The sequence below is a fragment of the Bacteroidota bacterium genome, assembly GCA_020161395.1.
In the GTDB taxonomy this organism is placed as follows: Bacteria; Bacteroidota; Ignavibacteria; order Ignavibacteriales; family Ignavibacteriaceae; genus UTCHB3.
This window is the reverse complement of record JAIUOE010000003.1, coordinates 220701-247127: the sequence shown is the minus strand read 5'-3', so window position 1 is coordinate 247127 and position 26427 is coordinate 220701. Positions and strand designations below refer to the sequence as shown.

General features: G+C 42.1%; 25 protein-coding genes. 20 read left to right on the top strand and 5 right to left on the bottom strand.

Going from position 1 to position 26427, the window contains the following annotated elements; genetic code table 11:
• Positions 1 to 104 precede the first annotated feature (104 nt).
• The 4 genes from LCH52_06395 to LCH52_06380 are packed head-to-tail and all read left to right on the top strand — an operon-like array spanning position 105 to position 4250.
• Positions 105 to 1685, top strand: coding sequence for a HAMP domain-containing histidine kinase (locus LCH52_06395; GenBank protein MCA0388110.1), 1581 nt, complete (start codon positions 105 to 107; stop codon positions 1683 to 1685).
• A complete protein-coding gene (locus tag LCH52_06390; GenBank protein ID MCA0388109.1) occupies positions 1685 to 3016 on the top strand; it encodes a sigma-54 dependent transcriptional regulator in 1332 nt (443 codons plus the stop codon). The genes LCH52_06395 and LCH52_06390 overlap by 1 nt, the downstream gene beginning before the upstream one ends.
• A gap of 19 nt (positions 3017 to 3035) precedes the next feature.
• Entirely contained in the window at positions 3036 to 3596 is a 561-nt protein-coding gene (locus tag LCH52_06385; protein MCA0388108.1) for an archemetzincin, read from the top strand.
• Positions 3597 to 3632: 36 nt separating this feature from the next.
• Complete coding sequence (locus LCH52_06380; protein MCA0388107.1) at positions 3633 to 4250, top strand: hypothetical protein; 618 nt, start codon at positions 3633 to 3635, stop codon at positions 4248 to 4250.
• Positions 4251 to 4278: 28 nt separating this feature from the next.
• Here LCH52_06380 and LCH52_06375 read toward each other — a convergent pair whose 3' ends face one another.
• The 4 genes from LCH52_06375 to LCH52_06360 all read right to left on the bottom strand — a co-directional run bounded on the left by LCH52_06375 (position 4279) and on the right by LCH52_06360 (position 7985).
• The gene (locus LCH52_06375) at positions 4279 to 5694 is read right to left on the bottom strand and encodes an MBL fold metallo-hydrolase (protein MCA0388106.1); all 1416 of its coding nucleotides are present in this window, start codon (positions 5692 to 5694) and stop codon (positions 4279 to 4281) included.
• A gap of 11 nt (positions 5695 to 5705) precedes the next feature.
• Entirely contained in the window at positions 5706 to 6047 is a 342-nt protein-coding gene (locus LCH52_06370) for a rhodanese-like domain-containing protein (GenBank protein MCA0388105.1), read from the bottom strand.
• 73 nt (positions 6048 to 6120) lie between these two features.
• Positions 6121 to 6903 (bottom strand): sulfite exporter TauE/SafE family protein, encoded by a 783-nt coding sequence (locus LCH52_06365; protein MCA0388104.1) that lies wholly within the window; start codon positions 6901 to 6903, stop codon positions 6121 to 6123.
• Between the two features lie 161 nt (positions 6904 to 7064).
• Positions 7065 to 7985 carry a hypothetical protein gene (locus LCH52_06360; protein MCA0388103.1) on the bottom strand — a complete coding sequence of 307 codons (921 nt, stop codon included), beginning with the start codon at positions 7983 to 7985 and terminating at the stop codon, positions 7065 to 7067.
• 120 nt (positions 7986 to 8105) lie between these two features.
• On the opposite strand from LCH52_06360, the gene LCH52_06355 reads away from it, so the two are divergent.
• Entirely contained in the window at positions 8106 to 8732 is a 627-nt protein-coding gene (locus tag LCH52_06355) for a YceH family protein (protein MCA0388102.1), read from the top strand.
• A 97-nt stretch (positions 8733 to 8829) separates the two neighbouring features.
• Here the strand turns inward: LCH52_06355 and LCH52_06350 are convergent, their stop codons facing one another.
• Positions 8830 to 9570, bottom strand: coding sequence for a DNA-binding protein (locus tag LCH52_06350; protein MCA0388101.1), 741 nt, complete (start codon positions 9568 to 9570; stop codon positions 8830 to 8832).
• Between the two features lie 193 nt (positions 9571 to 9763).
• Here LCH52_06350 and LCH52_06345 point away from each other — a divergent pair, with 193 nt between their 5' ends.
• From LCH52_06345 to fabG, 15 genes are all read left to right on the top strand, one after another.
• Complete coding sequence (locus LCH52_06345) at positions 9764 to 10591, top strand: cytochrome c biogenesis protein (protein MCA0388100.1); 828 nt, start codon at positions 9764 to 9766, stop codon at positions 10589 to 10591.
• A 33-nt stretch (positions 10592 to 10624) separates the two neighbouring features.
• Positions 10625 to 11911 (top strand): glutamyl-tRNA reductase, encoded by a 1287-nt coding sequence (hemA, locus tag LCH52_06340; GenBank protein MCA0388099.1) that lies wholly within the window; start codon positions 10625 to 10627, stop codon positions 11909 to 11911.
• A gap of 22 nt (positions 11912 to 11933) precedes the next feature.
• Positions 11934 to 12860 carry a hydroxymethylbilane synthase gene (gene hemC / locus LCH52_06335; GenBank protein ID MCA0388098.1) on the top strand — a complete coding sequence of 309 codons (927 nt, stop codon included), beginning with the start codon at positions 11934 to 11936 and terminating at the stop codon, positions 12858 to 12860.
• A 2-nt stretch (positions 12861 to 12862) separates the two neighbouring features.
• Positions 12863 to 13666: a uroporphyrinogen-III synthase gene (locus LCH52_06330; GenBank protein MCA0388097.1), complete on the top strand. Its 804-nt coding sequence runs from the start codon at positions 12863 to 12865 to the stop codon at positions 13664 to 13666.
• Positions 13659 to 14699, top strand: a complete 1041-nt coding sequence (hemE, locus tag LCH52_06325) for a uroporphyrinogen decarboxylase (protein MCA0388096.1) — start codon at positions 13659 to 13661, stop codon at positions 14697 to 14699. The genes LCH52_06330 and hemE overlap by 8 nt, the downstream gene beginning before the upstream one ends.
• Before the next feature lie 11 nt (positions 14700 to 14710).
• Positions 14711 to 16093 (top strand): oxygen-independent coproporphyrinogen III oxidase, encoded by a 1383-nt coding sequence (gene hemN / locus LCH52_06320; protein MCA0388095.1) that lies wholly within the window; start codon positions 14711 to 14713, stop codon positions 16091 to 16093.
• A gap of 38 nt (positions 16094 to 16131) precedes the next feature.
• Positions 16132 to 17136 carry a ferrochelatase gene (gene hemH, locus LCH52_06315; protein MCA0388094.1) on the top strand — a complete coding sequence of 335 codons (1005 nt, stop codon included), beginning with the start codon at positions 16132 to 16134 and terminating at the stop codon, positions 17134 to 17136.
• A 1-nt stretch (position 17137) separates the two neighbouring features.
• Positions 17138 to 18514: a protoporphyrinogen oxidase gene (gene hemG, locus LCH52_06310; protein MCA0388093.1), complete on the top strand. Its 1377-nt coding sequence runs from the start codon at positions 17138 to 17140 to the stop codon at positions 18512 to 18514.
• A 74-nt stretch (positions 18515 to 18588) separates the two neighbouring features.
• Positions 18589 to 19734: a HAMP domain-containing histidine kinase gene (locus LCH52_06305; protein ID MCA0388092.1), complete on the top strand. Its 1146-nt coding sequence runs from the start codon at positions 18589 to 18591 to the stop codon at positions 19732 to 19734.
• Positions 19735 to 19740: 6 nt separating this feature from the next.
• Positions 19741 to 20805, top strand: a complete 1065-nt coding sequence (locus LCH52_06300) for a cobalamin-dependent protein (GenBank protein MCA0388091.1) — start codon at positions 19741 to 19743, stop codon at positions 20803 to 20805.
• Between the two features lie 14 nt (positions 20806 to 20819).
• Positions 20820 to 22010: a HAMP domain-containing histidine kinase gene (locus LCH52_06295; protein ID MCA0388090.1), complete on the top strand. Its 1191-nt coding sequence runs from the start codon at positions 20820 to 20822 to the stop codon at positions 22008 to 22010.
• Positions 22011 to 22283, top strand: coding sequence for a circadian clock KaiB family protein (locus LCH52_06290; GenBank protein ID MCA0388089.1), 273 nt, complete (start codon positions 22011 to 22013; stop codon positions 22281 to 22283).
• A gap of 19 nt (positions 22284 to 22302) precedes the next feature.
• Complete coding sequence (locus LCH52_06285) at positions 22303 to 25038, top strand: response regulator (protein MCA0388088.1); 2736 nt, start codon at positions 22303 to 22305, stop codon at positions 25036 to 25038.
• 72 nt (positions 25039 to 25110) lie between these two features.
• The gene (locus LCH52_06280) at positions 25111 to 25605 is read left to right on the top strand and encodes a MarR family transcriptional regulator (GenBank protein ID MCA0388087.1); all 495 of its coding nucleotides are present in this window, start codon (positions 25111 to 25113) and stop codon (positions 25603 to 25605) included.
• Between the two features lie 75 nt (positions 25606 to 25680).
• Positions 25681 to 26424, top strand: a complete 744-nt coding sequence (gene fabG / locus LCH52_06275; protein ID MCA0388086.1) for a 3-oxoacyl-ACP reductase FabG — start codon at positions 25681 to 25683, stop codon at positions 26422 to 26424.
• The last annotated feature ends 3 nt before the right edge of the window (positions 26425 to 26427 follow it).

The following is a 26427-nucleotide window of genomic DNA, read 5'->3' as shown; positions in this document are numbered from 1 at the left end:
ATATTTTTTTTAAGGAGGGAAAAATCTAAATTTTCATTGTTTTAATATACTAAATTATTATAATTTAACACTACGAATTCATTTTTTTATTTAAGAAACTTAAAATGAAAAAGATTACCGGAAGCTTAAGCTTCAAACTGGTCTTCATCACTTCTGCGGTTTTGGTGATTATGCTTGTTACACAGACACTTCTAACTACGGCAAAACTGCGTGAAGACATGATCGAATCACTCTCCACAAATGCCTACAATCTTAGCGAATTGATAAAAAATTCAACACGGTACAGCATGATTCTTAATTCCAAAGAACATGTGAATGAAATATTTAAAAATCTTGAGAAAAAGGATGGAATCCTCTCCATTAAGCTTTATGACAAAGAAGGATTTGTGAGATTTGCAGGTGACAAGAAATATCTGAAGCAGAGTGTCAGCATAAAGTCGGACATTTGCTCGCCATGCCATTCAACGGATCAGAGACCACTTGAGAAACTGTCGCTGATTGACCGCAGAAGGATAGTGAATGACGGAACGAACAAATATATGCTTTTGCTGAATCCGATTGAAAACGAAAAAGACTGTTCCACTTCCGGTTGTCACTCCGATGCACACAGCTCGAAAATTCTCGGAATTCTTGAAGTAAAGATGTCGCTTGAGAATATCGATGACATAGTTGAGGCGAATATCGAGACGGTAATCACAAACTCGCTGGTCGGGATGACGGTGATTTCGATACTGACAGCTCTACTTGTTACATTTCTCGTGGTAAGACCGATTAAAAAAATAACCAAAGGTATCGGACAGATTGCGGGTGGCAATCTTAATTACAGGATCAAATTAAACAGCAACGATGAGTTTGGTGAAATGGCATCCCAGTTTAACGACATGTCAATGAAGCTTGACTCTGCATACAAAGAGATAAAAGAGTGGAACGATACACTTAATACAAAGATCGAAGAAAAAACCGACGAGCTCAAAAATGTATATGCCGGCATAATTCAGGTTGAAAAACTTGCATCACTCGGAAAGCTGTCTGCAACGGTGGCGCACGAGTTAAACAATCCTCTCGCCGGGATATTAAACTATTCGAGACTGATAATAAAGAAATTGAACAAACTCGAAAACAAAACTGAATTCGAAGACATTATAAAATTCCTGATGCTGATTGCCGAAGAATCAGAAAGATGCGGGGGTATTGTTAAAGATCTTCTCCTCTTCTCGCACCGGGGTGACGAGCAGTATCTTTATTCCAATCTTGCTGAGATTATCACCCGGTCAGAGATGCTGATCAACCACCACCTCGAGATAAACAGGATAAAACTTGTAAAAGAAATTCCCACAGAACCCGTAATTGTGAACGGTAATCCTCAGAAAATTCAACAGGTAATTCTATCACTTCTGATTAATGCCATCGAGGCAATGAGCGGTGGAGGCACAATTACAATTAAAGTGGATGATGCAGGGGAACATATTGATCTTAGAATTATTGACCAGGGATGTGGTATCGCAGAGAAAGATTTACCCCACATCTTTGAACCATTTTACTCGACAAAAGAAGCAGTCAGAGGTACAGGACTCGGATTGTCGGTTGTGTATGGAATCATTCATGCACACGAAGGAAATGTCGAGGTTGAGAAGACCTCGAACAGCGGAACAACAATTTTGATAACATTGCCGAAAGTTAAATAATGGGAAAGAAAATTCTTGTAGTTGACGATGAAAAAATATTCAGGGAATCGCTTTTTCACTGGTTTGAAGAGGAAGGATTCGAAGTAACCCCTGTGGACAGCGGGGAAGAGGCTCTAAAAGTATATGATGTGGACAAATTTGACATTGTGTTGCTCGATATTAAAATGCCCGGAATGAGCGGTCTTGAACTTCTTGCAAAAATAAAACAGATTGACATTCATGCAACAGTGATAATGATAACGGCTTTTGCTTCTGTCACAACAGCCATTCAGGCATTGAAAGAGGGTGCATACGATTATGTAACAAAACCTGTGGATCCCGATGAACTTACTCATCTGATTCATAAGGCTTTGAAAGACAGGGAACTGGTTAATGAAAACAGAAAGTTGAAGGAGCGGATTGAAGACCTTATAAAGCCTGACAATCTTATCGGCGAATCTCCCGAAATGCGGAAGATTTATGAACTGATCAATACTGTTGCAGGTGCGGACACCACTGTGCTTATTTACGGTGAGAGCGGGACGGGAAAGGAACTCGTCGCAAAGGCGATTCACATAAATTCTCCCAGAAAATATTTCCCTATGATAACAGTTAATTGCGGTGCACTTCCCGAATCACTTCTCGAAAGTGAACTGTTTGGTCATGAAAGAGGTGCATTTACAGGTGCACAGTATAAGAGAAAAGGGAAGTTTGAACTTGCCGACAACGGCACAATTTTTCTGGATGAAATCGGACTCGTTTCGCCAAAAACACAAATCGACCTTCTGCGGGTTATTGAATCGAAACAGTTCACCCGTGTAGGTGGAAATGATTTGATTTCGAGTAATTTCAGGGTGATCTGTGCTACGAATGAATCTCTTGAGGAGATGGTAAAAGATGGCAGGTTCAGGGAAGACCTTTATTACCGGCTTAATGTTTTCAGCATTACAATACCACCACTCCGGGAGAGGAAAGAGGATATTCCCCATCTGGCTGAGCATTTTCTGACCAAATTTGCATCGGGAATGAACCGGAACATTAAAGGGATTTCAAAAGATGCAATGGAGTTCCTGCAGTCATATCCCTGGCCCGGAAATGTGAGGGAACTGGAGAATGCCATCGAAAGAGCCGTTGTAATGAGAAGGAGCGGTGAGATAAAGCCCGATGACCTTCCTTTCAATATTCATGCTCAAAAATCGGATGAGGAAGAGGCTTTGGAAATAGTCGAGAAGAAACACATCATCAGGATGCTGGAGAAGTACGGGTTTAATATCTCAAAAGTTGCCAAGGTACTCGGAATTGACAGAGTTACCTTATACAACAAGATGAGTAAATACAACATCGAACGCTGATTCCTGCAGGGATGCAAGATTGTTAAAAAACTTCTTCTCAAAAAAGAACAACAGGAAGATTTTCGAGATCGAGTTTCTCGGCTTTACGGATTCAATTCTCTTTAAGAAAATCAAAGCTGACATTGAAATGAGACTTCCTCTGGAGGTACATCAATATGAATCACTGTTCGATTTGGAATCAGCTCTGAATGAGGAGAGGAATCAGTATTATACACCTGACATCCTGCAGCACCTTGTGATCACTCATAACGGAAACACTGCCTTCCGAATGGCGCTGCTGAATGTGGATCTCTTTAATCCGGTGTTCAAATATGTTTATGGTGAGGCACAACTGAGGGGCAAACTCTCAGTTGTTTCCCTCTTCAGACTTCATGAGGAACTCTACACAGGTGAAGCTGACTTCGACCTGCTCTTTACCCGCACTCTGAAAGAGATATATCATGAACTGGGGCATAACATGGGTTTGGTTCACTGCCTCGAGTGGGATTGTGTTATGCACACATCAACTTCGGTGGAAGAAATAGATATTAAAGGGGGATTTTACTGTCCCGAATGCTTCAAAAAAATAAATATTTCGTAAATTTAAGTTCATATTTTTTACATACGGACATTACCAATGAATTTACGATTCCTGACTACAACATCTTCAAATATTCCCGCCGGATTTCGAATTATTTTTTCGCTTTTTCTATTACTTCCTCTGTTTACTTTGCTGACAGGTTGTTCAAAAGAGGAAAAACCTGCTGAGACACAGACCGTGGAACAACCGGCAATCAAGGGATTCCGCTCGGCGCAATGGGGGATGACGGCGGATGAGGTGAAAAAAGTCGAAAAGCTGAAGGTAACCAAAGATGATTCCACTGCACTCGTGTTTTCCGGCGAAGTTTACGGTTACAAGGCTGAAGTATTCTACTTTTTTGATGAGTCGGGAAGCCTGTTCTCAGGAACAGTCAAATTTGTGGTTGATGAAAAAAATCCTGACGGGGCAGTTTCCATCTACAAGGCAGTAAAATCGGAACTTGAAAAACAACTCGGAAAACCTTCAGTGGATGAAGTGCTGCTCAACGATTCATCGAAGACGGAAGACTTAAAATCCCCCGGTGCGGGTTTAATGACTGAGAATAAAATCTACACTACTGACTGGAACGACAATCCCGGAACTCAAATTGGGATGATTCTTTCAAAATTGGAGAAATCGCCACTTTCGCTCGGGATTGTGTACCAGAGAAAATAATTACCGGTATTTAGTCACCGAAGGTAATTCATGACACCGGTTCAAGCTCGACTCCGCTTACCACAGGGTGTCCGCTTTGAATCCAGGCATTGATACCACCTGTGAGGTTGGCAACATTTTCAAAACCCATTGACATCAGCAGGCTTGCAGCTATTGCAGACCTGTCACCACCGGCGCAGTGAACTACAATTGTTTTATCTGCGGGTAATCTGTCGACATGTTCAGTCAGCCAGCCCGCGAAGACATGATGAGAGCCTTCGATTCTTGCCGCAATTCTTTCAGTCTCATTGCGAACATCGAGAATAAAAATTTCATCTCTGTTATCCTCCAGGTCCTTACATGTAAACTGCTGCAGCGTTTCCAGTTCAAGTCCTGAGTCAGCAAGTTCTTCCACATCCTCCAGATAGCCGTAAATGTTATCGAGTCCGATCCTGATCAATGCTTTTGTGAGGGCTTCAATCCGGTGAGAAGGTGCAACCAGAATAAATGGATCCTGATAATTGAGTATCCATCCTGCCCATGTACTGAAAGCCGAATTATCCTGTATGTTGATGCTTCCAGGGATGTGCCCGCCTGAGAATGACAGTTTATTCCTTGTATCAATTATACGGATACCTGATTTTAGAGCATCAAGCATTCCTTCGGTATGTAATCTGCGGGGTTCAGGTACGCGGGTAAGCAAAGGTCTTGTCGCTTTATTCAATTTCTTCATCATTGCGAAATACTTTGGAGGCTCCGGTTGTCCTTCAAGCAGCGCTTCGACAAATTTCTCTTCATCATCGATCTTAAATGCCCAGTTTACGAGCTTTTCGTAGCCTACTGTCGAAGAAGGAACGGCTCCGAGAGCCTTGCCACATGCGGAGCCTGCCCCATGGGCGGGCCAAACCTGAAGATGGTCGGGGAGGGCTCTGAACTTTTTCAGAGATTGGAACATCTGGCGGGCACCTGCTTCTTTTGTGCCTGCAATTCCGGCAGCTTTTTCGAGGAGGTCAGGTCTTCCTACATCTCCGACAAAAACAAAATCACCGGTAAAGATCATTACAGGATGTGGTGAGGCAGGAGTGTCGGTCAGAATGAATGAAATATGTTCAGGTGTGTGACCGGGTGAGTGCATCACCTCGATTTTAAGATTTCCGACCATAAAGGAATCACCGTCTTTTAATCCAACATGGGGAAATGAATACTGCCAGTCGGCACCACCCTCATCCGACAAGTAAAGTTTTGCTCCAGTGACTTCAGCAAGTTCCTGTGAACCGGCGAGAAAATCAGCATGTATGTGGGTCTCGGCAATATGTGTTATTCTTAATTTTTCCTGTTCCGCAATTTTGATATAGTCTTCGATATCCCTCTTGGCATCGATAACGAGAGCTTCACCTGTTTTTTGGCAACCAACAATGTAGCTGGCATGAGCAAGTCCGGGTTCATAAATATGTTTAAAGAACATTTTTCATCTCCTTATCTTTTAGTTTCGAATTTCCAGCTCATGATGCCGCCCGAGAGGTTGAACACCTTTTCGAATCCGGCTTTTGACATCATTAAGCCTGCCTGGTAACTTCTGTTTCCGCTTCTGCAATAGATGTAGTAACTTTTGTTTTTATCCAGTTTTTCGACCTGACCTGCAAATCCTGCAGACATCAAATCGATGTGTTTTGCACCCGGTATGTATCCGGAAGCCACTTCACCTGAAGTTCTCACATCGATGACAACAGCATCGGGATCACTCTTGAACCCGTCATGAAATTCCTTCGCAGAAAGGTTTTTAACCTTGCTGTTTCCAAAAAAAAGATTTCTTAACATTTCGTTTCCTTTAGTTTTTAATAAAATCCATTCAGATACCCGGTGAGATGCATGAGTTATTCTGCCGGGTTAATTAGAGGATAAACTCCTTCAAAATCATGTAGAGGGCTACGAGCAGGATAAAGTAGCCGAACCCCTTTTTTAATGTAACCGTATCAATTTTTGGTGTAAAATATCCGCCAGTCAGTATACCTGCAATCATCAGAAGTGAAAATTTGATCAGCAGTACCCAGTCGATATGTTGTATCGTTAAAAATCCGGCAAAGAAACCGCTCAATGCATTTATCGAAATTATAAGCAGGGAAGTGCCGATTGCCTTTTTCATTTCCATGCCTGCAAAAAGAACAAGCACCGGCACGATCATGAATCCGCCTCCGGCACCAAGAAGTCCCATAACCACCCCAAGAATTGCACCCTGAGTGAAAAGACGCTTGTTGTTTTGCTCAACCACCATCTCAGAATCTCTTTTTCTTAGCATGGAGATTCCTGCATAAACAATCATGACGGCAAAAAGCCCCAAAAGAAAATTCTGCCTGGTTACCTGAAAACCGGAGTCAGAAAGCAACAGATCAGGAATGAGAGGAACAATTATTGCTCGGGTTACGACCACCATTATGAGTGAAGGCACTGCAAAATAGAGCGCCGGTTTAATGTCGATGTTCCTTGATACCATGTTCTTCGTCGCGCCAACGAGAGAAGTAGTCCCTACAACAAAGAGGGAATATGTCGTTGCTGTCAAGACATCAAGTTTGAGCAGGTATGCAAAGACAGGAACAGTGAGGATCGAACCTCCGGCACCGGTCAAACCCATAACGACTCCAACGATGAACGCAATCAGGAGGGTGATAATTTCCATTAATAATTATTTCCTTTCAGTATTAATCCGATGCATTAAGTATGGAAAAGGATTCAAACATTGGGGTGGAGAGATGTAATTTTTCAAATTCATTTAAAATAAAAAGAGGCTGTCACGGAGACAACCTCAAAATTCCGGAAATTGCAACAAGGAAAAGGGAATCAGTTCGCCACTTCAGGCTGCATATCATCGGGTCTGGTGGTAAATCTTACCTTCAGCGGGTTCTGTCCATCCTGCCCCATCACTTTTAGCTTCGATGTGGCAATCAGTTTTATTTCACCCGGAGTAACCGATTCTATGCTGAAAATACAATTCTGTGTCTCCTTCATTTGAGCGGGGATCTGGTAACCAACAAAAGAGTTGCCACCGCCACCGTTTGCCTTATCTTTTTTATAAAATGCCTGAGCATCCGTCACCACTTCGTAAAGTTCGGACGCCATGATATTATAGTATTCGAAAAGTTTTTGTTCAGAAAGGGCATTGAGATCGACCTCGATGCGGGGATAACCAAATTCAGCCACTTTCGAGTAAACCTCGGGTTGGTCTGTAAATCCAAAAATTACTTCCTTTTTTCCGCCTCTGGTATCCAAGAGGGCTGTGACTGTAAGCGGGGTTTTTGCTCCAGTCCCTGTTACATCAGCCTTGTATTGTGCCTTTCTGAAGCTTAATCCCGGTTCAGCGTTCACAATCTTTAATTCCTGAAAGAGGGTTCCCAGAAACTGCTGCAAATTTTGAAACGATTTGTCATTCACAAAATTCAGTTTAATTAGATAAATCTCCTGTTTATCGAAATAATAAAATTTCAGACCAGCAACCCCTTGAACCGAAGTCTCGAAGATTTTGAAGTCCATTTTAGAAGTGTCGAGGCTCAAAACCTTGTCGTTAACCACAGGTTTGGAAATTTTTTTTACTTTTTGAATGGATCCGGGACTGTCGAACGGGGCAAAAGGATTGACCGTTTCACCGTAAACAAGGAATTGAAGTTCTCCATCGGAGGTTTTTACAAGGAAATTGTTTAATTGTGGAAGGGCTGCCTGGCTCATCATAAGAGCCAACAGTAAAAACATCTTTACACTCGTCATGCAGAAGTCTCTTTTCTCTATTAGTCGAATAAGTTTTAAAAAAGGATTAATCAGAAAAAATCAATCCGTAATTTACGAAAACTCCTTAACTTTAAAAGTCAAACAAAAAGAAAAAAGAGAATGTTACTTTCAGCAATCGAAGTCAGAATTCTTGGTGCACTTATCGAGAAAAAGCATACAACTCCGGAATATTATCCGATGAGTTTGAACGCAATATCCAATGCATGTAATCAGAAAAGCAACCGGGATCCCGTAACTGAGTATTCGGAGGATCAAATCGAAAAATGTATCGAGCAGCTTCGAGAAAAAAGACTTGTAATTCGGGTTACAGGAGCAGGGATCAAAGTGCCCAAGTACAGGGAACTGCTGACAGAGCAACTTTCAGTGTCGCTTCCCGAAGAAGCTGTCCTTTGTATCCTGATGTTGCGGGGGGCACAAACCTCCGGAGAGATAAAAAACAGATGCGAAAGAATATATGACTTCATTGATCTGACGGCAGTGGAAGAGACAGTGGCAAAACTATCTTCGAGGGAGGATCCTCTTTGCTCTGTGGTCCCCGGAACGCGGGGAAGAGGATTGAAATACCTGCATCTTTTCTACGGGCAGCCTGAAATTCAGAAAAATGAAGATTCGATGGGCATCGGGTTCAGACCCCTGATCGAAGATGAGGTGAGATTGTTAAGGCTGGAAGTGGAGACACTCAAAGAGGAGATAGCCAGAATCAAACAGGAACTCGGGATGGAATAATTACCGGCATTTAAAACAAAAAGAGGCTGCTTGATATTGCTATCGAAACAGCCTCACAAAATTCAGATTAAGATGCTGCTAAAGCTTTGAGACCTGACTATTTTTTCTCGAGAATTTTTGCTTCTTCGATAATCACATCATATTTGTAGCCGGCGCCAAAATCCTTATCTACAGAAACCTTTCCTTCGATAAGGACAGTTTGTCCAACTTCAGGAACTTCACCGGAGGTGATGGTAAGATCGTATTCTTTTCCGGCGGCGGTTCCATCCTGAATATGAATCCAGTTGGTGTTCATAATTCCGGCGTTTACTTTCATTACTTTTCCTCTCAACTTGACTGATTTATTTTTCAGTTCATTCTTTTTGGAAAAGACTTCGGCAACGGTAACGCCACCGGGAGCTTTTTCAACTTTTACAGCTTCCTGTGGAGCGGTTTCTTTTTCAGGGTGTTTGAAGTCAGCCGGCAGTTCAGTTGCATTTCCGACTTGACCGCCGAAGGATGCTTTGTCTTTGGCAGGATCATTTACGAAAAGGATGCTTTCAAAAGTTTTTCCGGCTTCCTTGCCTTCGAAATTTTTCATTTCCATTGACTGTGTAAAATAAAGGTTTTCGCCGACTTTTGCGTCCACTTTCTGGACAGCGATCCAAATTTCGCCTGATTCCTCTTTTACTCTCATATAAGTGTAGGCTGAGGTCTGGATGATTTCGAGGATTTCTCCGCCTCTAACTGCAACAGGCACAGCTTCTTTGCTGTTAGCAGGGGTTTTTGGTGTTTCTTTGCCGCCACAGCCAGCGAAAATGAAGGCTATGGTAACTAATGCCAGGATTGTTTTTTTCATTGTACTTCCGGTTCTCTTTTTGGTTATGATATTTAAAAAATTATAAGTTATTTTAGATGCTAAATTAAAAAAATAATTTAAGAAAATGTCCACAAATTTAATAAATGACAGTATAAGAACAAACCCAAATAAAAGGTTTTTTTCGTATATTTGTCAGTACAAATAAATATTTTTTAAGCCCGGCAAACATACAATGCTTGAGACCATTCACCTGCTAAATTATTCTCTTCCGCTCCTATATGCTGTGATATTTTTTGTTTATCTTGTCGATTTTTTCAAAGATAAACCCGTATTGCACAATGTGAAGAGGATATTTTTATTCGTAACTCTGATCATTCACACTGTATATCTTCTTTTATGGACCATTCATTTTGACCATCCGCCGATAACAACAAAGTTTGAAATATTCACGGTTCTGGCCTGTTCGGTCGCCTTTTCCTATTTTTTGATAGAACTTTCCTCAGATATCAGAGCGACAGGTTCTTTTATTATACTGTTTTCGCTCGTTTTTCAAACCATATCGTCACTGTTCATACAGGATCTGATTGATGTTCCGGCGGTTTTGAAGAACAGACTGCTTGGGCTTCATGTGATATCGGCACTTTTTGGATATGCAGCCATAACCATTTCGGCTGTGTATGCAATTTTATTTACGGTGCAGTACAAAAAGATCAAGTTAAATCAGTTCGGGTTGATATTCAACCGTCTCCCGAGTCTTGAAATGCTCGAAAAACTTGCGGTAAATTCAGTTTTTGTCGGATTTGCCCTGCTTACCATCGCCATACTGATTGGAACAATCTGGTTACCTGTGGCGTTCCCGAATTTTAGCCTGCTGGATCCAAAACTCCTCTCTACGGGAGCAGTTTGGCTCATCTATGGCATCGGAATTGTAACCCGTTTTACGACCGGACTTTATGGTAAAAAATTCATGATCTACTCGATCACCGGTTTTGTAGCGGCAATCATAGCACTTGGGATCACCGGTATTCTGGGTTCAAGTTTCCATCAATTTAACAAATAAAAATTTTATTCCCGGTTTGACCGGAGATTCAATATGAACCTGATTGGTACTTCAATAAATCATCATACAGCATCCATCGAACAGAGAGAGGCACTACACCTTTCGAAGAACGAGATAACCGAGTTCATGGATGTCCTCAGAAGAGAATATCTTACTGACGGATTTGTAATATCCACCTGTAACCGTACTGAGATATTCGGTTTACCCGTCGAGAACGACCTGAATATAGCAAAAATTCAGGATGCTCTTCTTGACTTCAAAAAAGTGGACGGGCTCTCGAACAAGAATTTCCTCAATTTTTTCTCATGCGGCGCAGTCAAACATCTGTTTAGTGTCACATCGGGTATCGATTCTTTGATCCTTGGTGACAGTCAGATACACGGCCAGATGAAAGAGGCTTTCCAACTCGCAATTGACATGAATTTTGCGGGAACGGTAATGCGGAGAATTTTTGATACCGCTGTTAAAGTAGGGAAGAGAAGCATATCCGAAACCGCAATTGGTGAAGGTGCGGTATCAGTGAGTTATGCAGCGATTCAGGTTGTCGAAAAGATTTTTTCCTCGTTCGAAAACAAATCAGCCATTGTAATAGGTGCAGGCGAAACCGGGGAGCTGGCTGCAGTTCACTTGAAAGACAAAGGGATTGGGAAAATAGCAATTGCCAACAGAACCCTTTCCCGTGCCGAGGAACTCGCAAGAAAAGTCTATGGTGAAATAGTTCCGTTCGAAAACCTCAAGGAGAATCTTCACAATTTCGATATAATTGTTTCTGCTACCTCCGCTCCCGGAATAATAATAAATCTTGACGAGGTTAAAGCGATTGTCAAGAAAAGAAGGGGAACTCCCGTCTGTCTGATGGACCTGGCACTGCCGAGAGACATTGACCCTTCAGTTGCAAAACTTGACGGTGTGTTTTATAATGATATCGATTCCCTTGGGAAGATAATCGACCAGAACATCAAGAGGCGGGAAAAAGAGATTCCTGCCGTCGAGAATATTATAATTGAAGAGATGCAGAATCTTTTTAGCTGGTACAACACCCTTGAAGTAATACCGACAATCAAAAAAATCCGTGACTTCTTCGAGGATATCAGACAGGAAGAGATTGAAAAAATACGGCACAAAATTCATGAAGATGACCTCAAGAAACTTGATGACATGACAAAGAGACTCGTCGGGCGACTGCTTCATAATCCGACAATCAGGCTGAGACAGGTGGCGGAAAGCGGTCTGAACTATCAGGAAGTGGCGAACTACACTTCGGTTATCTCAAGTCTGTTTGAACCGCAGGGCATTAACGAAGAAATCAAAAAAGATTAATAAATAGAGATACTGTTTTTTTATGAAAATTAGAATTGGAACAAGACAAAGCAAGCTTGCCTTATGGCAGACTGAACATGTAAAATCAGAGTTGATGAGACATCACCCGGGTATTGAAGTGGAGGTTATCCACATAAACACCAAGGGAGACAAAATTCTCGATGTTGCCCTCTCAAAAATTGGTGACAAGGGACTTTTTACGAAGGAACTTGAAACAGCTCTTCTCGAAGGACAGGTCGACCTCGCCGTACACTCTCTGAAGGATCTGGAAACAAACATGCCGAAGGGACTCGCCCTCGCTGCTGTTTCAAAAAGACATGATGTAAACGATGTGTTGATTGCCCGGAAAAAAGGGACGACAATAGATTCACTTCCTGAAAACGGAACTGTAGCTACAGGATCACTTAGAAGAAGGAGTCAGCTTCTTAATTTAAGACCCGATCTTAAAGTTGCCGAGCTAAGAGGGAATGTACCAACCAGAATTCAAAAGTTTCTGGACAGTGACTGGGATGCAATTATTCTTGCAAGAGCAGGAGTTGAGAGACTCGGACTTGAAGAACATATCTCATCGATCATTCCGATTGATTTGATGCTACCCGCAGTCGGTCAGGGTGCACTCGGGCTTCAGACCCGTGAAGATGATGTAGAATCGATGAAAATAGTCGATTGCCTGCACGATAATAATATCTTTGCCGCGGTTTCTGCCGAAAGAGCGTTCCTCCGTCAGCTTGAAGGAGGATGTCAGGTGCCGATCGCTGCCCATGCCATCACAAAACCTAACGGACTTTTCCTTAAGGCGTATATCGGAACGATTGATGGTACTCAGGCGATGAGAGGATATGTAAGAGGCAGCAAATATGAAGCTGAGGAACTCGGTATCGGACTTGCCAAAGACATGTTTGATGATGGTGGAAAAGAAATAATTGCCACAATCGACAGGATCTCCTGAAATTGGCTTTCAATATGGGTGAGAGAAAACCATTCGTTATTTCCTTCAGGGCTGAATCAGAGTCTGATGAAACACTCGAGCTTTTTCTAAAGCACGGGTTTGATGGAAGAAACATCCCGTTGATTAGAATGACTCCCGTGATCAATGAAACATCTCTCGACGCTATTTCCCGAACGGGGGAGTTTGAGATAATAATCTTCACTTCGGTGCATGCACTTTATTCCACAATTCAGATAATGGATAAACTTGGAATAAGCCTGTCAGATTTTAAGTCTCTTTCCATCGCTTGTGTTGGAGAAAAAACTGCAAAAAAGGTCTTGGAATATTTTCCCGAAAATGAAGTGATAATCCCAGCAACATTCACGGCGGACGGACTGGTGGAATTTTTTGGCAAGGCGAGCATCGGGAATAAAAAGATCCTTTTGCCCGTCGGTAATCTTTCGAAGGAATCACTTGCAGACAATCTGGAAGAGATGGGAGCGGAAGTGGAAAGAGTGATTGTTTATAAAAACGATCCCCCGTTTCAACACGAATATCAGTCAATCAGGGAATATTTGACACATTTTGCGCCCGACTACCTGATCTTTACCAGCCCTTCAACCTTTAAGAATTTTGTGAAGGTGTTAGGTGTATTCGCCGATCAGGCACTGAAACTGTACCCTGCCTGTGCAATAGGGGATGTGACTGCCGAAGTAATAGAAAAGAGCGGATATACGGTTTTTCTTGTTCCCTCCGTCTATACCATGGAAACTTTACTGATAGAATTGAAAAATAAAATTTTGGAGAATAAATTTGAAAATATTTAAGAATGATCTCTTTCTTCGCACCCTTAAAGGTGAAAAAACCGAAAGAACTCCCATATGGGTTATGAGGCAGGCAGGAAGATACCTTCCCGAGTATCGCGCTGTTCGTGAAAAAGCCGATTTCATAACCATGTGTAAAACTCCTGAACTTGCTGCAGAAGTGACGATTCAGCCTGTTGACATAATCGGGGTTGATGTTGCAATTATTTTTTCAGACATTCTTGTAATTCCTGAAGCGATGGGGCTTGAATTTATTATGAATGAAGGGACGGGACCCGTTTTTCCGAGCCCGATAAGAAATTCTGCCGACCTTGCACGCATTTCTGAATTCGACCCGATCGACAAACTGAAATATGTTATGGATGCTGTTTCCCTCACAGTAAAAGAACTTGACGGCAGAGTACCCCTTATCGGATTTTCCGGCGCACCCTGGACACTCCTTACATACATGGTTGAAGGGAAAGGATCCAAGAACTTCAGTAAAATCAAAGAATTTGTTTACAATGAGAGAAAATCAGCCCACAAGATACTCGACATGCTGACAAATGTAATCATTGGATATCTTAAAGCAAAAGTTGCCGCGGGAGCCGATGCTGTCCAGGTTTTTGACACCTGGGGAAGCATTCTCTCACCATCGCAGTTTGAAGAATTCTCGAAGCCATACATCAAAAGAATTGTCGATGAGTTGAAACCTCATGCTCCCGTAATTGTATTTGCCAAGGGAGTGAATTATAATTTTTCAAAACTGGCAGAACTCGGTGCTGATGGTTACAGTTTCGACTGGACGGTTGATCTCGCAGCAGTAAAAAGAGAAATCGGTGACCGTGCAGTTGTTCAGGGAAACATGGACCCGACAATTCTTTACGCACCCAAACAAACCATCAGGGATGAAGCTGATAAAATTCTGGCATCCCTTGATTCAGGTCACCGTCACATCTTCAATCTGGGGCATGGAATTCTTCCGGATGTAAAACCTGAAAATCTTAAGACTCTTGTTGATTTTATTAAGAGCGACAGCCATAAATATCATAACTGATTGGACTTACAATGTTTGAACTCGATTTTGACATAGACCTTATAAAAAAATATGACCAGCCGGGACCACGCTATACCAGCTACCCGACTGCTCCTCACTTTCATGAGGGATTCACTGCAGACAATTACCTCGATGAGATAGTAAAGACAAATACTGCGGCGGTAAAGCCACCACTTTCTCTCTACTATCACCTCCCGTTCTGCGATACTCTCTGCTATTTCTGCGGTTGTAACATGATTATCACACGGAACAGAGACAGGATAAAAGAGTACATAAAATATGTCAAGAACGAGATCGACCTCCTGAGAACTTATCTCGATGTGGACAGACCTGTGACCCAGTTGCACTGGGGCGGTGGGACACCAACACATCTGGATCCCGATGAAATATTTGACCTCGTTTCCTACATTAATACTTCTTTCAAGATTGATCCTTCAATCGAAGCCGGATGTGAGATTGACCCGAGAGGACTTGAGAGAGCCCACCTCGAGGCGTTAAGAAGCGGTGGTTTCAACAGGATTTCAATGGGGGTACAGGATTTCACTCCCGAAGTACAGAAAGCCGTTAACAGGATTCAACCTGAAAGCATGACGCGGCAGGTAGTTGACTGGGTGAGAGAGCTTGGATTTTCAAGCATCAACCTTGATCTGATTTACGGTCTCCCGTTTCAGACCAAAGAAGATTTTCTCAAGACTGTCAGGGCGGTCATAGACATTTCTCCCGACAGAATCGCCGTTTTCAACTATGCACATGTCCCCTGGATGAAAAAACACATGGGTCTCATAAAGCAGGAAGATCTCCCGAAACCGGAAGTAAAACTTGAGATACTACAACAGACCATTGAAGAACTTGTGAAAGCCGGTTATGTGTTTATTGGAATGGATCACTTTGCCAAGCCAACAGACGAGATGGTAGTTGCACTGAGAGACAAAAAGCTTCACAGAAATTTCCAGGGATACAGTACCAATGCCGGTGCCGATCTTTATGCATTTGGAATTACAAGCATCAGTCAGATCGGAAGGGTGTATGCCCAGAACCTCAAGAAGGAAAAAGAATATTTTGATGCTTTGAATGATGAAAAACTGCCTGTTCACAAAGGCATCTATCTGACAGACGACGACCTCCTGAGAAGGGAAGTCATTACAAAAGTGATGTGTGACTTTGAACTGCAGTTTTCAAACTTTGAAAAGGAATTCAAAATAAATTTCAAAGAGTATTTTGCCTCCTCACTTCAAAACCTGAAAGGGATGGAAGAGGATGGTCTCCTCACAATTAATGATGACGGACTTCAGGTTTCGAACAAAGGCAGACTCCTTATTAGAAACATTGCCATGAAATTTGACGGTTTCATCGAACGAAAAGAAGACCAGGGAAGATATTCAAGGACGGTATAAGCAAATACATTGATGAAAGTGATCAGGAACTGAAAAATATGAACAAGATAGCTGTTGTAATAATGAATCTGGGTGGTCCCGACTCCATGGATGCGATAGAACCGTTTCTTCGCAATCTGTTTAGCGATCCCGATATATTCAATCTTCCTTTTGGGCAGAAGCTTTTCGCAAAGATTATTTCGAAGAGGAGAGCCCCAAAGGTTGCGGAAGAGTACCATTTGATCGGTGGAAAGTCACCTATAAACGAGTGGACAGAACTTCAAAGATCGATGCTCGAAGCGAGGCTGAGGGAACTTCATTCTACTAAAGAAGGAGAATTATCTTTTTCGATAGATGTGTTCACTGCAATGCGTTACTGGAATCCACTGACGGCAGAGACAGCACAAAAAGTTGCTGCAGGAAACTATGACAAGGTTATACTGCTTCCCCTCTACCCGCATTACTCCATCACGACAACCGGTTCATCATTCAATGAGTGGAAACGGGTGTACAAGGGCGACATGTCCCGGGTTGCTTATATCAGAAACTACTACAACCAGCCTCTTTATGTGAAAGCCATTAATGAGCGAATCGATGAGTGTCTTCTCAAATTTCCAGAAGAACGAAGGAATATGGTGAATATTCTTTTCAGTGCACACGGCACCCCCGTCAGTCTCGTAAAAAAAGGTGACCCGTACAGCGGTGAAATTCGAAACACCATGGAGACGGTGATGAAACTGCGCAGTTATTCCCACATGTATCATCTTTCGTTTCAGAGTAAGGTAGGTCCCGTAAAATGGCTGGAACCGGCGACTGACGACAAACTAATGGAACTTGGAAGCAAGGGAGTGAAGGATGTGCTTGTTGTCCCGATAAGTTTTGTCTCCGATCATGTTGAGACATCATTCGAACTGGACATCGAGTACCGGCATAATGCTGAAGAGGCTAAAATTGAAAATTACATAGTAATGACAGGATTGAACGACTCAAAAACTTTCGTGGAAGGTCTTGCTGAGCTTGTTTCATCTGAACTTACCGGAAAAAAAGAAATATTGAACCCCTGATATGAAAAATATTGTAATACTTGGCGCAGGAATTTCTGGGCTTACAGCAGCTCACTGGTTGTTTCGTGATAGAGTGGATTTCACGATACTCGAAGCGGGTGATAAACCGGGCGGAAGTATAAGGACTGAAAAGGAAAATGGCTTCCTGATGGATTTTGGTCCCAACAGCGGACTCGAAACTTCCCCCTACATTCGTGAAATGGTCAGCCAGCTTGGGCTCGATGATGAGATGATTTACGCAAGTGAGACTTCGAACAAAAGGTACATCCTTAAAAATGATGAACTGATGTCGTTGCCAACAAGTCCGGGTGCTTTCCTTAAAACGAGGCTCTTCTCACCAATGGCAAAAATCAGAGTGATGAAAGAACCGTTTGTTGGAAAATCGAAGGATGGATACAATCAGAGTCTCGCCGAATTTGTAACGAGAAGACTCGGAAGGGAATTTCTTGATTATGCGATCGATCCCTTCGTTTCTGGTGTTTTTGCAGGAGACGCCGAGAAACTGAGTGTGAAATCAGCCTTTCCAAAACTCTACCGTTTAGAGGAGTTATACGGCGGACTGATAAAGGGCGTGATAAAAGGCGCAAAAGAGCGTAAACAGGCAAAAGCCCGCAATGAGGAGTCGAAACAGAGTGCGAAAATGTTTTCGTTCCGGTCGGGGATGGGGATTCTTCCTGACACAATAGCTGCACAATTTCCTGACAGAATTCACTACAATTGTAAAGTTTCCAAGGTGACCAGGGAGGGGGATGGATATTCCGTTACATATGAGAAGAACGGTACTCCTCACACGATCAAGTGCGACATACTTCTCTCGACACTTCCTGCACATGTCTCGGCAGATGTGTTTGCAGATTTTGACCGGGAACTTTCATCACATTTCAAAGAAATCTACCATCCTCCTGTAAAAGTACTCTTCGTCGCCTTCAAAAAGAGCGAAATCAGAACACCTCTTGACGGGTTTGGTTTTTTGATTCCAAGCAAGGAAAAGAAAATTTTCCTCGGTGCGATCTGGAGTTCCGTAATTTTTGAAAACAGGTGTAACTCGAATCTTGCCGCCTTCACTGTTTTTATCGGTGGTGCCAAGAACTTCGATGTGTTCCGTCGTTTTGGCAACGAAATCGAATCGAAAGTGATTGAGGAATTGCGCCACATCATGAAAATTTCAGGTGAACCTGTTTTTTCCAAATCAAGGATGTGGGACAGGGCGATACCGCAGTATAACCTTGGTTATTACCTGCACGATATTTATTTCAACAAAATTGAAGCAGAAAATCCAGGGCTCTTATTCTCCGGAAATTTCAGGGAAGGCATTTCGATAGGTGATTGCTTTAAAAACTCAAAACCGGCGGCGGAAAAGGTAAAAAAATACTTGTAGTCTCTGAATTTTCTTGAATATTAGTTAAAATTATTTTAACTTGAAGTAGAGATAATTTAAATAACGAGACAACTATGAGTACCGCACTCAAAACATCGTTCGCACCTCCCGAACGGACCCCTGAACATATTCTTCTGGCTCAAATTAATAAAATTGAGTCTCATTCAGACATAACTTCCGTCTTACACGCAATTCCTGAATTTGTCATGATATTAAACAAAGAACGGGAGATAGTTTTTGCCAACAAGAGCCTGCTGAATTATCTTGCCGCTGAAGACGATTTTCTAAAACGGGGATTCAGACCCGGTGAGGCTATAAACTGCCAGCATGCCTTCGAGAATGAAGCCGGATGTGGAACATCAGAATTTTGTAAAACCTGCGGAGCGGTGATATCCATTCTCAATTCACAAAGCGGGCAGTATGAAGATGTTCAGGAATGCAGGATCATTCAAGGTGACGGGTGTACCGCGCTTGACTTGCGTGTGAAATCGACTCGACTCTCACTTGAAGGAGAGGATTTCACAGTATTTACCGTTGCCGACATTTCCAACGAAAAGAGGCGTCAGGCTCTCGAAAGAATTTTCTTCCACGACATTCTCAACACTGCAGGTGGTATTTTAGGTTACACCCAGATTCTCCGGGAAGCGGAACCTGATGAACTCGAAATCTTCAGTGAAAGCATCGAAGAATTATCCAATCGTCTTATCGAAGAAATACAGGCTCAAAAACAGCTTATAGCTGCTGAAGGTGGGCAACTCGATATCCGTCCCGCAACATTCAGCAGTGCCAGGATGGTTCACGAGACAATCGAGCTTTACAAAAATCATGTTGTCGCAGAAGGGAAATCACTCGTTCCGGGAGAAGTGACAGATATTGAAATAGTAAACGACCGAAGCCTGCTTGGGAGAGTTCTTGGAAACATGGTAAAGAATGCCCTTGAAGCAGATCCCGTCGGTTCTGTAATAACGGTGTCGTGTGTGGAAAAAGAGGGCAAAATTATTTTCTCTGTGAATAATCATTCCTTTATGCCGAGTATCGTTCAACTTCAAATTTTTAACCGTTCTTTTTCGAGCAAGGGAAAAGGAAGAGGACTTGGGACTTACAGCATGAAACTTCTCTCTGAAAAGTATTTGCAGGGAAAAGTCTATTTTGAATCTTCCAATGAAAAGGGCACAACTTTTTATGCCGAGTATCCTGTATCAATTAATCAGAATGAGTAACCCGTTATGAAGGAAAAATCGAATTTAATCGGCAGGAAGCTTGAGGGAAACAAAAAAATGATTTCCCGGATGGTATTGGACAACCATTTTGAAGTCTCCCCATCGTTCAAGAAAAGCTACACTCAGAGACACATCGATCTCTATCTGCAGGATTGCGAATACAAGCTCAGCTATCTTGCAGAAGCTGTCAGACTTTCGCAGCCCGAATTGTTTATCGAATACATGAGATGGGCAAAAATCTTTTTTTCCTCTCTAAATATTGTAAACGACGAGTTTTATCGGTTCTTCGACCTGGTGCGGGATAATTTGAGGAAATTTCTTTCAGAGGAGGAATTTCTTGTGACAGCGACAGTTTTCGACCAGGGTGTTGCTGCATTTAGAGAGAATTCGCCCGCTGATTACAGCTATTTTGATGAGGAAAATCCTCTTAGGGAAAATGCTGCTGAATATCTCGACTATCTCTTAAAAGGGGACAGAAGATCGGCGATGAACATTGTTATGAACATGTATCATTCGGGCACACCGATCAAGGATATTTATCTTAATGTTTTTCAACCGGCGATGCTGGAGACAGGACTGCTTTGGCAGAGGGGCAAAATTACCGTTGCCCATGAGCATTTTGTTACAGCAGCGACCCAACTTATAATGTCACAGCTTTACCCTTTTCTTTTCAACTATGACAACTCGGTAAACAGAAATATCGTTGTCAGTTGTGTCGCGAATGAATTGCACGAGATAGGTGCGAGGATGGTAGCCGATTTTTTTGAAATGGAGGGGTGGAGCAGTTACTATTTCGGAGCGAATACCCCGGTTGACAGTATTCTCAGAGCTCTCGAGAACCACAATGCCAAAGTGCTGGCAATTTCTGCCACCATGACCTATCATATTAAAGATGTTGAAAGTTTTATTTCCAAAGTAAAAAACACCCCCGGTTTTGAGAATATCAAGGTACTTGTCGGTGGGTATCCGTTTAAGATCGCAAAAAACCTTTGGAAAGAAATAGGTGCCGACGGTTTCGCAGAAGATGCAAAAGGTGCCATCGAATTAGCTAACGGCTTTATTCTGAACTAATAGAAACAGACATTATGGAAAATACCGGACTTGTACTCACTTGTGATATTTCCGGACGGGTTTTATCGGTAGAGATAAACAATACCGGACTTGAAAACAACCGTTTTATTGACCGGCTTTTAATCGAAATATTTTCAAACGAAGATATCGCGAAAGTCCTGGAGTTCTTCGTTGAAACCAAATCCGTTGGTGCATCCTTCAGTAAACAACTCTCCATTATCAGTGGTGAAAAAACAGCAAAGTTCTTTTTCAATTCGGTCAAGATCGACAACAAAATCATAATTCTGGGAACAAATCACAGGGCAAACTTTGATGACATGATGTCTCAGATGATGTCGATAAATAATGACCAGACCAATATGCTCCGTCAGTTGTTTAAAGCACAGATGGCCCCTGAGGATAAAAAAGAACGGGTAATCGAGACAGTCCTTTATGAAGAACTAAGCCGGGTGAATAACGATCTGGTTAATATTCAAAGAGAACTGGCTAAAAAAAATCATGAACTTGAGGCTCTGAACAAACTAAAAAATCAGTTTTTGGGGATGGCGGCTCACGATTTACGAAATCCGCTCGGGGTTATAATGAATCTTTCAGAGTTTATACTGGAGGAGAAGGAAAAACTTTCGGAAGAGGCAGTCAGTTTTTTGGAAAAAATTGATTCTTTGTCAAAGTTCATGCTAAACATGGTGACTGAGTTGCTGGATATCTCCAGCATAGAGTCCGGACAAATGAATCTGAACAAGACACGGTTTGATCTTGTACAACTCGTGAGGGATGCAGTTACCCTTAATAAATCGCTTGCAGAAAAGAAGAATATCTTCATAAATTTTGTCTCTTCGGAGGAATCACTTCCACTATACGCCGATCTGAACAAGATAGATCAGGTCATCACCAACCTTTTAACAAACGCTGTAAAATACTCATACCAAAACACCACCACAGTTGTTGCCATCATGAAAGACCTGAAAAAGGCGAGGCTGGTGGTAAAAGATCAGGGGCAGGGGATTCCCTCGAATGAAATTATAAAACTTTTCAAACCATTTGCCAAGACGAGTGTAAAAAGTACAGGTGGTGAAAAAAGTACCGGACTGGGTTTGATGATCGTTAAGAAAATCGTTGACGGTCACGGCGGGACAATTACGGTGGAAAGTGAAGTGGGAGCGGGGACAACTTTTACCGTGGAATTACCCCTGGCGGAGGAATAAATGAGGAAATATCAACTAAAACTCTATATAACAGGTAAAACTGCCCGCTCGGAACAGGCGGTGTCAAATCTGAAAAGCCTTTGTAAATCAAATTTAAATGATGACTATGAACTTCTTATTATAGATGTTCTGGACAGTCCTGAACTTGCCGTGCAGGATCAGGTGCTCGCAACCACGACATTGATAAAAATTCTTCCTCTTCCGGTAAGAAGAATTGTTGGTGATCTCACTGATACTCAAAGAGTATTGCTTGGACTTGAAATAAAAGTGTAAATTGAAATTAAAAGAGAAAATGAAGAACGAAACTATCTCAGTACTTATTGTTGACGATAATCCCGATTTAATTCAGAGTCAGGAATATATTCTCAAGAAGGCCGGATTTAGAACATTCACTGCGGTTGGGGGAAAAGATGGTCTGAGGATGGCTCAGAGCATCTTTCCTGATATCATATTGCTTGACATCGAAATGCCTGATCTCTCCGGCATAGAACTCCTCAAAATCCTCAAAGCGGATACCCTTACCAGTAATATATTTGTAATACTGATAACCGCATACCTTAAAGAAAGTGACCATCAGGTCAAAGGACTTGAATCGGGCGCCGATGCGTATCTAACGCGTCCGCTCCCCTCCAAACTTTTTCTCGCACAATTCCAGGTTTACGCCGATCATGTGATGGCTCTGAATCTGGTCAAAAAGTCGGAAGCAAAACTAAACAAGGTAATTCAGCAAAATCCTGATCCGATGCTTGTGGTCAATCAGGAGGGGATTATCATCTTTTCAAATCCGGCTGCTGAGGAGATGTTCAGGTTGAAAACCTCACTGCTTGGAAAAGAATTCGGATTCCCGGCGGTAGCAGGCACCAAATCAATAATCAATATATTGACCGGTACCAATGAAATTAAAACCTGTGAATTAAGGGTCACTCCGATCGAATTTGATCAAAGACAGTCATACCTTTGCTCGATTAGAGATGTTTCTCATCTGATTCGATACGAAAATGAGCTTGAGAAGCTTAACAGGTTATACAGAGTTCTGAGCATGGTAAACAGAAGCCTGATGACTATCGAAGAGGAAACGGTTCTGATACAAACGATTGGTTCCATTTTCCTTGAAACTGCCGAATTTGATCTTGTAACCCTTCTCCTGTGTCCCTGTCATTTCAAGACAGCAGAACCGGAAAAATTTGTTTTTGGTAATGATCAAAAAAGGATCCCTGAATCCGATCTGTTTCTTTACCTTGATGAACCCATGGTGAGAGAGAATATTCTTACTCACAAGAAGCAATTGATTTTTAATTCGATCAAAAATTCTGTCATCAATCAGTATGAACTCCGTTCCCTTGGTATTTTCCCGGTGGTAGTTAATGAAGAAGTAAGATTTATTCTTCAACTCTTCTCGAAAGAGCCCGGATTTTTTGATAAAAGTGAGATAGACCTGATAAATGAGATATCGGGTGATATTTCCTTTGTGCTCAAACATGTAGAGAGCGAGAGAATCCGAAAAGAAGACGAGCAGCAACTCGCAGCACAGAAGGAGCTGTTTGAGAGGATAATCAACACTATTCCAGTTATGATTACCCGGTTTGACCCGAAAACTAATGTAACAATGGTCAATGCCGAGTTCGAAAAGAAGACGGGTTATTCGAACGATCTGATCAACAGGATTAATCTGATGGAGGAGGCATATCCCGACGAAGGAGAAAGACAACGGGCTGCTGATTATATGCTTCGGGCAGAAATCGCATGGGAAGAATTCCGTGTGAGAAAACATGACGGTGGATATCTTGATTCAATCTGGTCAAACATCCGGGTGTCGAGCGGTCTCCTGATCGGAATTGGAATCGATCTTACCGACAAAAAACTGATCGAGTCGACAATAAAGTATGCACAAATAAAAGGAGAGGAGCTGAGCAGAATCAAAGCCAATTTGATGGCTAACATGAGCCACGAGCTCAGGACTCCAATGATAGGTATACTTGGATATGCTGAGATTCTGGAAGAAGTTGCCACGGACTCTGAAATTCTCGAGATGGCAAAAATCATAAATTCGGGAGCTCAAAGATTAATCGAGACTCTGAATTTGATTCTTGATTATTCAAGACTTGAAGCGGAAAAGCAATCTTTCGATTTGTTCGATTTTGATCTGTTGACCCTTGCACAAGAGGTAATCAGACTGAACGATAAAACTGCAAAGAAAAAGAACCTGTCAGTAGAGTTAAAATCTGATCACAAACAGGTAACAGTCTACTCGGATGAGAGAGCATTCTTTCAAATATTTAACAATATAATCAGCAATGCTCTTAAATATACACTGAATGGAAGTGTGACCATTTCAATTTCTGTTTTGGAGGAGGATGAAACAGAATTTGTGGAGATTGCAATAGCAGACACCGGAATCGGGATAAAACCGGAAAATCTGAATCTGATCTGGCAGGAATTCAGACAGGTTAGTGAGGGGATGGGGCGTAATTTTGAAGGAACAGGCCTCGGCTTGACCATAACAAAGAAACTTTGTGATCTCCTCGGAGTGAAAATTCGAGTTGAAAGCAAAGAAAATATTGGGACGACATTTCTGTTGAAATTACCGAAGTCAACCTCGACCAAAAAAAGAAAAACAGTAACCCGCACTTCAGTTGAGGAATTAACGGTTTCTTCCGACAAGTTGGCTACACTTCTGTATGTTGATGATGAAGATACACCTTTTGAAATAGTGTCGATGCATCTTGCAAAAATTTGTAAAGTACAGCATGCCAGAAATGGAGAAGAGGCATTAAAACTTTTGGAAGGGGATGAAAAATTTGCTGCCATCCTCATGGATATAAACCTCAGGGAAGGTCTGGATGGCGTGGAACTTACAAGACTTATTCGTAAAATGCCCCGGTTTGCTCTTTTGCCAATCGTTGCAATAACAGCATTTGCGATGCCGGGTGACAGGGAAATTTTCCTGAGTGAGGGGTGCACCGACTATATTGCCAAGCCGTTTAAGCGTGACAGTCTCATCCATACGATAAAAAAGTACATCGTCTGATTTTTTTCTTGCACATGAATTATCTTTTGCTTAATTTTAATCGTTTCAAATTTTTGAAATGTTAAAAACCCAATGATAGAAAACGAACAGATAAAAAATGATATGATTCGTCGCTTCGGCGATGCCTACAAGGCTTTCGGCTTGAACAAGCTGATGGGTCATATAGTGGCGTTGTTGATATTCAGTCCGCAACCTGTTTCTCTCGACGATATTTGCGAGCAACTTGGGAGGAGCAAGGGTCCCGTCAGCCAGATTCTCAGAAGACTCCGTGACAAAAAGCTGATTAGAAAAGCATGGGTAGCTGAGAACAACAGGAAAGATTATTACGAGATAGAGCCCGAAATTTTCGAGAATGCGTTTCTTAATAATTTTGATCTCATCCGGAATAATACAAGAATTGCCGGCATATTGAGAGAAATGGCAAAGGATGCCGATCTCGAGAAAAACAGTGTTACCGCTAGACGGCTTGAAGAGATGGAGAGATTCTACAAATTAATGGAAATTCATTATTTGAATTTTCAAACCGAGTGGGAAGAGGAGAGAAAAAGACTTTACTCTGAATATTAAATGAAAAATATTCAGGGAAGGTTGCGCTCTTTTCGTTTTAAATTTTTCAAACGATAAAAATGGAGATTAAAAAATATGAAAAGACTTGAAAACAAAGTTGCAATCGTCACCGGTGGTGCAAGAGGCATCGGGAAAGCAGCAGTTCTGAGATTTGCTGAAGAAGGCGCAGCCGTTGCAATCTGGGATGTAAATGAAGAACTTGGAAATGAACTTGTGTCTTCCCTTACGAATGAGGGTAAAAAGGCTCTGTTTGTAAAGGTGGATGTGACAGACTTCAAGTCAACAACCGAAGCTGCTGCAAAAACAGTTGAGACTCTCGGGACCATTGACATCCTTGTGAACAATGCCGGAATCACCCGTGATGCGAGTCTCGCCAAAATGACCCCAGAACAGTGGAAAATGGTAATTGATGTAAATTTGACCGGTGTTTTCAACTGTACAAAGTCAGTAATGAATGTAATGATTGAAAAAGGATCCGGCAAAATCATCAACACTTCGTCTGTTGTCGGTCTGTACGGAAATTTTGGTCAGACAAACTATGTAGCTACAAAATCGGGTGTTATCGGGATGACAAAAGTCTGGGCAAGAGAGCTTGGCAGAAAAGGAATATGTGTTAATGCTGTAGCTCCCGGATTCATCGCCACCGAAATGGTAGGTACAATTCCTGAAAAAGTAATTAACATGCTTGTTGAAAAAACTCCACTCGGAAGGCTTGGTGCCCCTGAAGATATTGCAAACGCATATCTTTTCCTCGCTTCTAATGAATCCAATTATGTAAATGGAACCGTCCTTAGTGTCGACGGTGGACTGGTGATGTAAGAA